Origin of the sequence: Novosphingobium sp. PhB57 (assembly GCF_004342985.1) — a bacterium.
In the GTDB taxonomy this organism is placed as follows: Bacteria; Pseudomonadota; Alphaproteobacteria; order Sphingomonadales; family Sphingomonadaceae; genus Novosphingobium.
This window is the reverse complement of the sequence record NZ_SMBO01000003.1, coordinates 215,547-227,885: the sequence shown is the minus strand read 5'-3', so window position 1 is coordinate 227,885 and position 12,339 is coordinate 215,547. Positions and strand designations below refer to the sequence as shown.

14 protein-coding genes are annotated in these 12,339 nt (G+C 65.2%); 2 read left to right on the top strand and 12 right to left on the bottom strand.

The annotated features are described in order from the left end of the window. Positions 1-44: 44 nt before the first annotated feature. The 3 genes from EDF58_RS11780 to EDF58_RS11770 form a co-directional block, all read right to left on the bottom strand. The gene (locus EDF58_RS11780) at positions 45-1,043 is read right to left on the bottom strand and encodes a 4-hydroxyproline epimerase (protein WP_132265653.1); all 999 of its coding nucleotides are present in this window, start codon (positions 1,041-1,043) and stop codon (positions 45-47) included. 10 nt (positions 1,044-1,053) lie between these two features. Next, entirely contained in the window at positions 1,054-1,968 is a 915-nt protein-coding gene (locus tag EDF58_RS11775; protein WP_132265652.1) for a dihydrodipicolinate synthase family protein, read from the bottom strand. Positions 1,969-2,193: 225 nt separating this feature from the next. Beyond that, on the bottom strand, positions 2,194-3,942 hold the full coding sequence (locus EDF58_RS11770; protein ID WP_132265650.1) for a cytochrome c biogenesis protein DipZ: 1,749 nt from the start codon (positions 3,940-3,942) through the stop codon (positions 2,194-2,196). 155 nt (positions 3,943-4,097) lie between these two features. On the opposite strand from EDF58_RS11770, the gene msrA reads away from it, so the two are divergent. Together msrA and msrB are read left to right on the top strand one after the other, a co-directional pair. Beyond that, on the top strand, positions 4,098-4,811 hold the full coding sequence (gene msrA / locus EDF58_RS11765) for a peptide-methionine (S)-S-oxide reductase MsrA (RefSeq protein WP_132265648.1): 714 nt from the start codon (positions 4,098-4,100) through the stop codon (positions 4,809-4,811). Positions 4,812-4,861: 50 nt separating this feature from the next. Next, entirely contained in the window at positions 4,862-5,308 is a 447-nt protein-coding gene (gene msrB, locus EDF58_RS11760; RefSeq protein ID WP_243654203.1) for a peptide-methionine (R)-S-oxide reductase MsrB, read from the top strand. A 35-nt stretch (positions 5,309-5,343) separates the two neighbouring features. On the opposite strand, the gene EDF58_RS11755 is transcribed toward msrB, so the two are convergent. The 9 genes from EDF58_RS11755 to EDF58_RS11715 form a co-directional block, all read right to left on the bottom strand. Continuing rightward, positions 5,344-6,306, bottom strand: a complete 963-nt coding sequence (locus EDF58_RS11755) for a glycosyltransferase family 2 protein (RefSeq protein WP_132265644.1) — start codon at positions 6,304-6,306, stop codon at positions 5,344-5,346. A 48-nt stretch (positions 6,307-6,354) separates the two neighbouring features. Beyond that, complete coding sequence (locus tag EDF58_RS11750) at positions 6,355-7,344, bottom strand: phosphoribosyltransferase family protein (protein ID WP_132265642.1); 990 nt, start codon at positions 7,342-7,344, stop codon at positions 6,355-6,357. A 22-nt stretch (positions 7,345-7,366) separates the two neighbouring features. Next, positions 7,367-8,359, bottom strand: a complete 993-nt coding sequence (locus EDF58_RS11745; protein WP_132265640.1) for a glycosyltransferase family 4 protein — start codon at positions 8,357-8,359, stop codon at positions 7,367-7,369. A 48-nt stretch (positions 8,360-8,407) separates the two neighbouring features. Further along, positions 8,408-9,355 carry a glycosyltransferase family A protein gene (locus tag EDF58_RS11740; RefSeq protein WP_165921385.1) on the bottom strand — a complete coding sequence of 316 codons (948 nt, stop codon included), beginning with the start codon at positions 9,353-9,355 and terminating at the stop codon, positions 8,408-8,410. 98 nt (positions 9,356-9,453) lie between these two features. Then, positions 9,454-10,368 carry a glycosyltransferase family 2 protein gene (locus EDF58_RS11735; RefSeq protein ID WP_132265636.1) on the bottom strand — a complete coding sequence of 305 codons (915 nt, stop codon included), beginning with the start codon at positions 10,366-10,368 and terminating at the stop codon, positions 9,454-9,456. 205 nt (positions 10,369-10,573) lie between these two features. Further along, positions 10,574-10,867 carry a plasmid stabilization protein gene (locus EDF58_RS11730; protein WP_132265634.1) on the bottom strand — a complete coding sequence of 98 codons (294 nt, stop codon included), beginning with the start codon at positions 10,865-10,867 and terminating at the stop codon, positions 10,574-10,576. A 173-nt stretch (positions 10,868-11,040) separates the two neighbouring features. After that, a complete protein-coding gene (locus tag EDF58_RS11725; RefSeq protein ID WP_132265633.1) occupies positions 11,041-11,688 on the bottom strand; it encodes a YbhB/YbcL family Raf kinase inhibitor-like protein in 648 nt (215 codons plus the stop codon). Positions 11,689-11,758: 70 nt separating this feature from the next. Next, positions 11,759-12,016 carry a hypothetical protein gene (locus EDF58_RS11720; RefSeq protein WP_132265631.1) on the bottom strand — a complete coding sequence of 86 codons (258 nt, stop codon included), beginning with the start codon at positions 12,014-12,016 and terminating at the stop codon, positions 11,759-11,761. Positions 12,017-12,076: 60 nt separating this feature from the next. Beyond that, on the bottom strand, positions 12,077-12,280 hold the full coding sequence (locus EDF58_RS11715) for a hypothetical protein (protein ID WP_132265629.1): 204 nt from the start codon (positions 12,278-12,280) through the stop codon (positions 12,077-12,079). Positions 12,281-12,339: the final 59 nt, after the last annotated feature.

Sequence of the window (12,339 nt, the reverse complement as noted above, 5' to 3'; positions counted from 1 at the left end):
CGCGAGGACGGAAAGGCGCGCTTTGCGCCTTCCCGTCCTCCGGATCAGGTGACCTGGAAACCGGCCCAGAACGGGTCGGCCTGGTCGATCCAGATCGTGTTGAAGCCGGTGGCAATGGCCGAACCCTCGATAGAGGGAATGATGGCCGGCTTGTCGCCCAGCATGACTTCCTGCTCCACCCGGCCGATGAAGCGGCTGCAGATGTAGCTCTCGTGCACGAAACGCTCGCCCACCTTCAGGCGGCCGGTGGCGTGCAGGTGCGCGATGCGTGCCGAGGTGCCGGTGCCGCAGGGGCTGCGGTCGATCGCCTTGTCGCCGTAGAACACGGCGTTGCGACCATCGGCGCCGTCATGTTTGGGCTTGTCGGCCCAAAGGACGTGGCTGACGCCGCGGATCGTGGAATCGAGCGGGTGGACCGGCTCGTACTTCGCGCGAACTGCTTCGCGAATGCGTCCCGAAAGCTCGACGATGCGCGAGGCGCACAGGTCGTCGAGGCCGGTGTAGTTGCTCTGCGGTTCGACGATCGCGTAGTAATTGCCGCCGTAGGACACGTCGATGGTGAGAGGGCCAATGCCCTCGACATCCACCGCAATGCCGCGCTCGGCAACATAGGCGGGCACATTGGTGATGCGCACCGAAGTGACCTTGGGGCCATCGGTTTCGTAGGCGATCTCGATCACGCCCGCGGGAACTTCCACGCGCAGCTTGCCGGGCGTCGCGGGTTGGATCAGCCCGTGTTCGAGGCCGAAGGTCACCATGCCGATGGTGCCGTGGCCGCACATGGGCAGGCAACCGCTGGTCTCGATGAACAGGATGCCGATGTCGTTGGCGGCATCGGTCGGCGGATAGAGGAAACCGCCCGACATCATGTCGTGCCCGCGCGGTTCGAAGCACAGGCCGGTGCGGATCCAGTCGAAGCGGGACAGGAAGTCCTGCCGCCGTTCGGACATGGAGGCGCCCTTCAACAGCGGAGCCCCGCCCGCCACAAGGCGAACGGGGTTACCGGCTGTGTGGCCGTCGATGCAGAAAAACGTGTGCCGCATCGACGCTCCCTTAGGCTGCTGCCGCGACCGAAAGGTCGGGGCGGGTTGCGGCGGCCTGTTCGACCATCGCGATCACTTCGGCGCGGCGTTCGCCCTGAAGGACGTAGCGCGGAGGCAGGACGCGCTCCGAACCGCGGCCCATGACCTGTTCGGCCAGCTTGATCGACTGGACGAGGTCGTGGTCGGCATCGAGGTGGAGGAGCGGCATGAACCAGCGGTAGATTTCCATGGCCTTGGCGTGATCGCCGCGCTCGAATGCCTTGACCAGCTCGACCGATTCCTTCGGGAAAGCGTTGGTGAGGCCGGAAACCCAGCCCTGGGCGCCGAGGTAGAGACCTTCCAGAGCGACATCGTCGAGACCTGCGAACAGGGTGTAGCGATCGCCGAAGGTGTTGCGGAAGTCGGTGAAGCGACGGGTGTCGGGAGCCGATTCCTTGACGGCGACGATGTTCTTCACATCGACCAGGGCGGTGAGGACGTCCTTGTCGATCACCGTGCGGTAGGCCGGCGGGTTGTTGTAAAGCATGATCGGCAGGGCGGTCTGGTCGGCCACGCCCTTGAAGTGGGCGACGAGTTCGTGGGGCTTCGTCACGTAGACCATCGGCGGCAGCAGCATGAGGCCATCGGCGCCGGCCTTTTCAGCGGCCTGGGCATAGCGAACGGCGCGGCGGGTATCGAATTCCGAAACGCCGGTGACGACCGGAACGCGGCCGTTCACGGCTTCCACGATGGCCGAAAGAACCTGGACCTTTTCGTCGTATTCCAGCGAGTTGTTTTCACCAACCGTGCCGAGCGCGATCACGCCGGTCACGCCGTCGTTGATGAGATCGTCGACGACGCGCTGCGTATCGGCGAGGTCGATCGACAGGTCCTCACGGAGCTGCGTGGTGACCGCCGGGAACACACCCTTCCAACCAATTGCCATGTAAATCTTCCTACTCTCTCTGAATTGAGATATCGTATACGATATTACGAAGTATGCGACAATTGCAAAATTCGCACACGATGGGAAAATTTGCTCATCTGCCGATTTCCCGGATTTGCGAACGGTCAGGCGCGGCGGCGACCCGCTCTACTCTGACAGATAAAATGCCTGGGGCGGGAGACTTTCGGTCCCCCGCCCCAGTTTCATGTCCGTCCTCAGGCTGCCCTATCCGAACGTGAACGCGAAGGCCTGCACACCGGGATCCGCGAATTCGATCTCGAACGTCCGGTCTCGCACCGGGCCCTTCTGGCGAACCAATTGATAGAGCCGTTCGCTCTGGACCACGCCTTGGCCTTCGGCATCGATATCGACGCCATGGTCCTTCCCGGGCGCCTGCCCATCGACCGTCACCCGGAAGCGGACCGGACGGACGCCTTTTGCCGGGCCGAGCACGAGGTGCAAGTCGCGCGCATGAAAGCGGAAGGCGATCCGCCCTCCGGCCCGGTCCAGCGTGGCTTTCTCAGCGCTTACCGTCCACGGGCCTGCGAGACCCCAATCGTTCAGCGTTCCCAACCTGGGCAACACATAGTCCTGGGACCGGTTCGGAACATAGCCGCCGGCAGAGACGAAGCGCTCGCCTCGGGAATGGCCGATGTAGGTTTCGGGAGAGCGGTTCGCGTTGCGGTCTGCCGGTGCGGCGATGCCGGTACCTTCCACAAGCACCATGTCGCTGTCGCTCTTGCCGGTGCCGTTCTCGGCGAGCAGTTGCCGGATCACGCGTTCCGATTGGGCATAATCGCCTTCGCCGAAATGGTGGTAGCGAATGCGACCCCGGCCATCGATGAAGTAATGGGCCGGCCAATAGAGGTTCTGGAACGCGCGCCAGATGGCGCGGTCGTTGTCGAGCGCCACCGGATAAGTCACCCCAAGGTCCCGGACCGCCTTGCGCACGTTCGCGGGGTCTTTCTCGAAAGCGAATTCCGGTGCGTGAACGCCGATGACGACCAGACCCTGATCCTTGTACTTCTCCGCCCAGGCCCGGACATAAGGCAGTGAGCGAAGGCAGTTGATGCAACTGTAGGTCCAGAAATCGACCAGCACGACTTTTCCGCGCAGCTGTTCGGGGGTGAGCGGCGGGGAGTTCAGCCACTCCGTGGCGCCGGACAGCGAGGGGAACTGGCCCTCCACGGCGAGTTTCCCGTCGCTGCGCGGCCTGGCCGACTGGCCGGTACCCGCGCGGAAACGGTCGAGCAGCCCTTGTTCGACCGTCGATGTGCTCGAGAGCGAAAGGCGCGTCAGCAAGCCGGTATCGAGGCCAAGCGCGATCGCCGCCACGGCCACGAGCACCGCCAGCCCGAGCAGGCGCCGGATCCACTCGCCCGCGCCGATCGAGCGCTTCATGGCGGAGAAGACTTTGCCTCCGACCAGAAGCGCCAGCGCCAGCGAACTGGCCGCACCCAGGGCATAGGCCAGCAGCAGCAGGGTACTTTGCCCGCTGGCCCCCTGCAGCGCGGCGCCTGTAAGGATCAGGCCGAGGATCGGTCCGGCGCAGGGCGCCCAGAGCAGGCCGGTTGCCACTCCCAGCAGCAGCGAGGCCGCGAATGGAGAGGCACCGCCCTGCCCCGCTCCCGCGACCGGCCCCGCGGCCGATTGCGAGAGCCGCGCCCCCAGAGCGACCAGCGGTCGCGTCGCGCGTTCGGCAATGGCAGGGAACAGCAGCAGCAGACCGAAGATCGCCAGGATCACCAGCGCCGCGGCGCGACCGTAGCTGTTGGCTTGGACGACCCAGCCTCCGCCGACCGACGCCAGCGTCGCCACGCCGGCGAAAGTGACGGCCAGCCCCAGCAGCAGCGGCAACCCGCTGCGCAGGAATGGCTGGTCGGCGCGGGCGAAGACGAAGGGCAGGACCGGCAGGATACAGGGGCTGATGATCGTTAGCGCGCCGGCCAGGTAGGAGAGGAGAAACAGGATCATGGTCAATCTCCGCCATGGCCGAAAGAAGGGGATCAGATCGCCCCTCAGCATGAACGCAAGCTGTCCAAACGGCAAAGCACGAATATTCCGTTTGGGGTGCATCCGTCCGGCTTCCTGGCGCGTACTATGAGGGCCAAGGCTGTGGAAAGCTCGACATGCAACCGATAATCGGCAAGCGCCTTTTGATGATCGCCGGCCTCGCGACCGTGCTAGGAGCATCGCTCCATGGGCAGTGGGAACAGGCCGTGGCCGTGCCTGCGCAGGCAAGGCCCGCCGTGCCCGCCCCGCTCGTAGACACGCCCAACCCCGCGCGCAGCGAAACCGCCGTACTGGCCGGAGGCTGCTTCTGGGGCGTGCAGGGCGTGTTCCAGCATGTGAAGGGCGTGAGCAGCGCCGTGGCAGGCTACTCCGGCGGAGCCTCCGGGACCGCGCGCTATGACAGCGTGTCGGGCGGCAATACCGGCCATGCCGAAGCCGTGAAGATCACTTTCGATCCCCGGCAGGTCAGCTACGGCACTTTGCTCAGGATCTACTTCACGGTCGTGGCCGACCCCACGACGCGCGACTATCAGGGCCCGGACCACGGGACCCAGTATCGCACCGCCCTCTTCCCCCAGAGCCCGCGCCAGCGCGACATCGCCCAGCGCTACGTTGCGCAGCTTGGGCAGGCCGGTGTCTGGAAACGCCCGATCGTCACCCGGATCGAACCGTTCAAGGGCTTTTACCCGGCCGAGAGCTACCATCAGGACTTTCTGACCCGCCACCCTGAATCGAGCTATATCCGCATCAACGACCAGCCCAAGGTCGACGCCCTGAGACAGGCGTTCCCACGTTCCTATCGGAACAATGCCGTGCTGGTCCGGCCATGACGAACCTTGGCATCAGGCAGGCTCGCCGCGCATTCCTGGCGAAGTGCGGCATGGCAGCGGTCGCCGCCGTGATCTGCGACTTTTCCGTTTTAACGCCCCGCGCCGATGCGGCGAACTGGAACCTTCCGGACGCGGAATGGCGGCGTCGGCTTTCGCCGCAGGCCTATGCCGTCCTTCGCCAGGCCTCCACCGAACGCGCCTATTCCAGTCCGCTCTTGAAGGAGCACCGGAAGGGGCAGTTCGCTTGCGGAGGCTGCGCATTGCCGCTCTACGCGTCCAATACCAAGTTCGAGAGCGGCACGGGCTGGCCAAGTTTCTGGGATCACCTGCCCGGCGCGGTCAATCTGCGCCGGGACGGCAGCCTCGGCATGGTTCGCACCGAAGTCCGCTGCGCTCGGTGCCTGGGCCATCTGGGTCACTTGTTCGACGACGGCCCGCGTCCCACCGGCAAGCGCTATTGCATGAACGGCGCAGCCCTGACGTTCAAGCCGGCCTAGCGGCAAGACCGGCCTTGCGAAAACCGGTCTGGCGTTCAGATCCCCGCCGCGGAATTGTTGCCCCCGCCGCCGGTCCGGAACACGCGCGAGCGCGACACGAAGCGCCATAGCGCGCGCGGATGGCGCAAGGCCAGCGACAGGAACTCCCCCCACTGCCCCGTTCGGCGTAGCTCCCCAAGGCGGTGGGCATCGGCATAGAGCACTTGCCATTGCCGCCCTTGCCGCAGGGCCGCCATCGTTGAAGGCGGCGTGCTGGCGGCGTAGTCCGAGATCAGCCCGTCCATGATGTCGACGCGGGTCTGCGGCGTGAAACGGGTTCGGGTTCCCTGCGAGCGGGCACCGCTTACTTGCCCGAGCTGGGTGGTATAGACATAGTACGCCCGGCGATCGAGGATCCCGCGCGCGCCGGAAAGCAGGCACCGGGCGTAAAGATCGAAGTCCTCGGCAAAGCGCAGGCTTTCCGAATAGCGCAGGGCCTTGTCCATGATGAAGCTGCGCCGCATCATCGGCTTGAGGAACCCGAATTTAAGCGGAGAACCGGGCCGTTCGGCATCGATCAGTTCGGCAATCGTCACCGTCGAAATGCCCTCCTCCTTGAACGAGCATCCCGTTTCCCGGCGTTCCTGATCGTCGTAATAGATCAGCCCGTCGAAGACGAGGTCGGCGGCGCGCTCGTCTCCCAGGGCGGTCAGGCTGGCGAGGCGGGCGGGCTTGAAGGCATCGTCGGCATCCAGGATCGCCAGCCAGTCGCCCAGGCTTTCCCGGATCCCGATATTGCGCGCGACGCTGGGCCCGCCGTTCTTCACCGTCTGCAGGCAGCGCACGCGCGGATCGCGGCGCGACCATTCCTGCAGCCGGGCGCGGGTGTCGTCGGTCGAGCAATCGTCGATGGCCAGGAGTTCCCAGTCCTGCAGCGTCTGGTCCAGCAGGCTGCCGATCGCGCGGTCGAGAAAGGTGGCCGCATTGTAGCAGGGCATGATGACGGAAACCTGGGGCATGAAACCTCCACTTGGGCAGGTGCGAAAGGGACGCGGGCTCGGCCGGGCCTAGCGGCGCAGGCTTCGCTTGATCTTCGCGATCGTCCGGTCTCCGAGAATGCCGAAAGCCACCGCCCGCACCAGTCGTTTCGCGGCACCGCCGCTGCTTTCGCCGCGCCGGACATAGCTGCGCCGCGCCGCCGTGGCGTTGCCGGGCCAGACCATGCGCTGGCCTTCGATGCTCAGTACCGGGCGCTCACTGAGCTGGGCAATCTCCTGCGCCTGCTTGTCCTCGCTCTCCACGAACAGCCCGGCGCCGGTCTTGATGTAGACCGAGGCCTTGAAACTGGCATGGGCACGCTGGCGGCGCCGTTCCTCCGCGGATGGCAGATCGAGCATCCAGAGGTTTTCGTACTTCACCCCGTTGGCCGCGAGCCATTGCTCGGTCTCGGGACGGTATTTCTCCAGCCTGCTGGTCACGAGATGCTTGATCGGCACATTCGCCCGCAGGAGCGGCTTGGCCGTCAGCAGGAAATCGCGGTATTTCTCGCCATCGTCGTTCTGGGAGCTGTGCGGATCGTGGCAGAGGATGCCGTCGATGTCGAAACAGGCATCGGCCAGTCGCTTGTGCCGCATCAGGTTCCACTCGAAGATGCGCGGCGAGGGTACGGCCTCGAAGATCAGATCGGCATCCTCATGGGCGGCGCGGGTGCCGTATACGGCAAGGTAGGTTGCCGGAACTTGCGGGGCCGCGGCCTGCACCCGCTCGCGCACCGCGCGCATCGATTCGCCCGAGGCGATGCTGTCGTCCACGATCAGCACCCGCCGCGGCCGGACTTTCTCGTCGATCGTTTCGCGCGCTGTTCGCCCGACGGTGGGCGTGCGCCCCTCAAGATAGCTTTCCAGGTCGAGCAGTGGCTTGTGCAGCTGAACCGCCAGAAGATTGGCCGGCAGCAATCCGCTGCGAGGGACGCCCACGATCAGGTCGACGTCTTCCGGAATGGCGTGGGCGTTGAAGAACACGGTCTCCGCCAGGTCTGCGAACGAGCGATATTCCATGTCGTCTTCCTCGAATTGGCGGTCAGGTCGGCGCATCGGGTTGGAGGTAGAAGGCCTGCACTTGCGCGCGCACCTCGTCGCTGAGCAGACTCTCCGCGGTGGACCGCGCGGCCTGACCGAGCGACTGCCGCAGCGCAGGGTCACCCTTCAGCCGCATGAGCAGTTCGAAGGCCTCTTCCGTCGTGTCGAACAGCAGGCCGTTGCGGCCGTGCTCGATCACGGAGGATGCGCCCGAAGTGCGATCGGTCACCACCGGCAGGCCGCTGGCCATGGCCTCGATGATCACACGTCCCCAGGGTTCGGGCCACTCCGGAGCGGTCCGGTAGAAGAAACAGTCGAGGCCCTGCAGGAATACCGGCGCCTTCACGCTGCCGATCGCGCGCATGTGAACCTGTTCGGGGGCGAGGCCAGCGGCCCGCATTTCGCCGGTCGCGCCCAGAACGTCGATCTCGCAGCCCTGCTCCGCGAGGCGGGCGTAGAGGGCCATGTCTTCCGGGTGGTGCTTTTCGGGCGCATCGCGGCTCAAGCGGCCGATGCGGAAGCCGTCCCGCCCTGTCCTGTCGGTAGGGGCGAAGGCATCGAGGTCCACCAGCGAAGGCTCCACGATGCCGCGATAGGGGACTTGCGCTGCCAGTTCCCTGGAGCAGAACACGATCTCGGGCTCGATCCCGCAGGTCTTGCGAATGAGATCGACCCTGGCTGCAAGGCGTTCGGCATCGGGCGTGTTGTAGGTGAGGATCACCCGCCTGGGCCGGGCGAGCCGGATCCAGTGGCTGATGTTGAAATAGACCCCCACGAAAACCAGCGTGCCCCCGCGCGGAAAGGACAGGCGGCGCGTATCGATTTTCCCCAGGCTGATGCCCGAGAACGCCTCGGACGGGGCTTCCCGGAAATGCCAGATCTTGACTTCGGCCGAAGGCTGGAGCTGCCGGTACAGGCTGACCGTCCGCCATTCGCTGCCCCCCGAAGGATTGAGCATGGGGTTCACCAGATGGACTTGCGGCTTCCGGCTCATCGCAGCGCGATCCGCATGGGAACAGGCATGGTCATCTCCTCATCCCGCCTAGGCCCTGGCCGACAGTTTCTTGAGGCGCACCCCGAGCTGCGCCAGCGGATGGCCGAGCGGCGAGGACAGGCCCAGCAGGACCGCGAACTGGAACGGATTGTACCAGGGCTTGAAGTGCTTCCAGCTGGCCCGCCGCACCCGCTGGCTCTTGGCGGTGCGCAGCGCGTATTGGAAGGTTTCGCGATTGGCCAGGCGAACCAGCAGGTTCCGCGTCGCCGGCGGCTCGCTCTGCTCCATGGTCATGATCGTCTCGATCATGCAGTGGCAGACGTTGTCGTGAGACAGGGCCGTCACCATGTTCTGGGAGTCCTTGAAGTAGATCGCCGTCGGCACCGGATTCACGCGGGTGCCGCCCTGCCGCGCGAGCCGCAGCCACAGGTCCTTGTCGCCCCCGCGCCGGCAGCGCTTGTCGGGGAAAAGCCCCGCCTCGATCAGCGCCGTCCGCCTGGCCGCAATGGCCGAGGTCCAGACCGGGCATTCCCCGCAATCCAGCCAGGCCCTTACGAAATCCGCAAAGGAGAGCACTCTCTCCCGCCCGCCCGAGCGCCGGTAGACGTCTGCGATCGTTCTGCCGCCGGGATGGATCTCGTCATAGCCGGTGCCGAACAGGACGGTGTCCTGCGGGGAACTGCGGATCATGCGGTCCAGCGTTTCCAGGTGGGCGTCATCCCACTCGTCGTCGGCATCGAGAAAGGCGATGAAGTCGGATTGTGCCGTACGGATACCGAGATTGCGCGCCGCATAGCCTCCCGGTCCCGGCCGATCCCGGCTCAGGACCTGCACGCCGTCATAGCTGCGCGCGATCTGCGGACCATCGTCCTTCGATACGTCGTCCACCACGATGATCTCGGCCGGCTTCACCGTCTGACGCAGGACGGAATCGAGAGCGCGCGCAATATGCGGGCCCTTGTTATGCAATGGAATGACGACACAAATAGACGTCACGCGACCATCCCGTCCTTGTTGTGGAGCCTCTGTTAGGCTTGGCGTAGAAAGGCGATCAATGACCATAAATGGCTAGCGCGGCTCCCATCGGGGCAGCCCTACCCGGCCGGCGCCGGATAGGCGGCTGCATCTTTGCTCGCCGCTACCGGCATGCGCAGGGGATTGCCGAAATCCCGCACGAGAGAGGCGATCTGAAGGTCGTTTTCCCGCTGGTTGTGATCGTAGAGCCGCTCCTTCTGCGAAGACCACCAGGCCGTCTGGTCGAAGCGCCCGCCCACTTTCCTGTAGGCCGTCCCAGCACGCCTGGCGCACCAGTAGAACCACAAATCGTCCGCAGAAGGGGCATAGCGCTCGAACAGGTCCTGCCGGATGGCATCGGGATGAAGTGCGTGCGGCGGGTAGAGAATGCCGCCGATGCCGGTGGGCATCAGGTCGACGCTGGGGCGCCGTGCGCGGGCGTCCTGAACGTCCCATTCCCAATCGTGATAAGGCACCAGACCGCCGCCTTCCTGGGCAGCGAGGCGGTGCGCGCGGTGGCAGGTAATCACCGGATCGCCGCCGCGCTGCCCCTCGACCAGATCGGTGAGCCAGTCCGGCCGGTAGAATACGTCGTCGTCGGCCGTCGCTACATAGGCCGCTGGGAAGGCGGGCAGCGCGAAGATCAGTTTCTTGTAGCTGCGGGCATCGCTGACGATCCGCATCTCGATACCCTGGCGCAGCAATTCCCGCGTCTTGCCGGGAAGCGCTGCGTCATCGCCCTCGGCGATCCACAGGACGATCCGGTCGGGCGCCGTGTCCTGCCGCAGGAGGCTTCGCAAGGTAAGATGCAGGGTGGCGTAGCGCGCCGGATAGGAGGTGAGCGAGACGATCAATTCGCCCGGCAGGCCATGAGGCTTCGGCGCCCCGGCAGGAAACGCCCTGGCAATCTGCCGATACTGCGCCTCGCTCCAGAGCCGGGTCGCCACCGGCCGTGGCAGCAGCCTGTTCACGATGCGCTTTGCTAGGCCGCTCAAGGGTCTTTTCCCGGATAATTGGCAATCCGTGGACGAACTTAGGCGAAGTCACCGAGACCCGCCATTATACTATAGAGATCGTCCAGCACCCGCCTCCGAAGGCGCGCTCGCCCTTTGCGCCCGGCAAGCGGCAACAAGGGTTAGTGTGGATTCTGAAAGGATTAGAGCGGGGCGCGTCGGCGTAAATCCTTCATCCCGCAACGCTTCAGCCGTTCCCGTTCCGCCTGCGGGTTTCCCAGCCCTTGCGCGCGGCAGCGGAGCGCTGCTCCGGTGAACCGGACTTGTGCGCCTTGCCCCCGCGCGATGACGAGGCATGGGTGTCGGGCTTGCCGCGACCGGAGCCCGACTTGTTGCCGCCGCCAGATTCCTTGTTCACGGTAGCCCAGGCGCGCCGTTCTGCTTCCTTGTGGCTGACCCCGCGATCTTCGTAGCCTTCCTCGATGTGTTCGGCCTTGCGCTTCTGCTTGTCGGTGTAGCTGCTCTTGTCACCTTGCGGCATGACATTTCTCCGGATGCTGGGGCGCCGTGCTGCGCGAGTCTCTGAGAACAACGGCGCCGCCCCTTATGCGTATCCCGAATTTCGCCGGCGACGCCCAGTTCCCGGAGCAGCGTCAGATGCGCGACGGGCGCACTCCCCTTTCGGAGAGCGCGCCCGCTTCGGTTCTACAGGCGTCAGGCGGCTTGTATTCCCGGAGTGCCGGCCATCAATGGCGCTTCGGCAGCATCCTCCACCCGGGCCGGCTCATCGCGCGAGTAGTTCCCGACGAGCATTCCGGCGGCAAGCACACGGCCGCTGATCGCACTGACCACTTCCGACCTTCCGGGATTGTCATCCACGTCGATCACCTCGGAAAGCGCGAAGAGCTGGAAGACATAATCATGCAGCCCATGACCCGGTGGGGGGTCTGGCGGAAGCCAGCCTTCCAGGAAATAGCTGTTACGCCCCACGTCGCGTCCATCGGGGCCTCCGATACCGTCGGCGACGATCTCCCCTTCCGCCAGGCGGCATTCCGTGGGCGGGAGGTTCCAAACCAGCGCGTGGACCAGCGGACTGGCTGCCGGGGCGTCCGGATCCTCGACCAGCAGCACCAGGCTGACCGTTCCCTCCGGAACATCCCCCCAGACCAGCGGAGGAGAAACCCCTTCGCCATCGGCGGTGAAACGCAGGGGAAGCCGTGTGCCGTTGGCAAAGGCCGGGCTGGACAGGTCGATGAACCCGGCGCCGCGCGTCACTTCTTCCTGGACGATGGCGAGCTTGGAATGGCCTGCCCGCACGTTGGTCATCAGCGCGCCGAGCCAGCGGGGAACATGTTCGAGCATATCATCTCCAGAGGTCGCGGGAAGCGCCATAGGGCGCTTCCCCTTAGTCAGTCACTGTTATCGCCGGCCGTTATTCGGAGTCGCTTTCGTCGTCGTCATCGTAATCCTCGGCAGGCTCGTCGTCTTCGTCGGGATCCACGAAATCGAGCGGGTCAAGGCCGAGTTCCGCGGCCACTTCCAGCCGCGTCGCCACAACAACGACCTCGTCGCCATCGTCCAGTTCGATGATTGTCGTCTCGTCCTCGCGGCCTTCGGAAATGTTGACCACGTCGGCCGGATCGACCTCGATCTCGTCACCGTCGGGGGTTTCAAACTTCGCAATCGGCATGATGCACTCCTTGTCGAGAGAACCACCGAACTCGCCATTCGCTCGCTGGTTCCAGCAGGCTCAGGAAGCGAGTTCGGGCCAGTCCACTGCCAAGTGCCCACGGCGGGCATCGCGGCGGGAGAGCATCCACACGAGGAAGGCCCGCGCCTTTTCGCAGACCGGCTCGGGAATGAGGGTTTCCCCGGCGCAGAGCACGACGAGATCCGATGGCGGGATATCCGGAGATGCCTCGTCAAGCCGCGGTCGGAATTCCCTTGCTGTCATCACTGCTCTCCACACGCTTGCCAAGGCAACGCGCGGGGTCCGGCAGAGGTTTCCGCCTC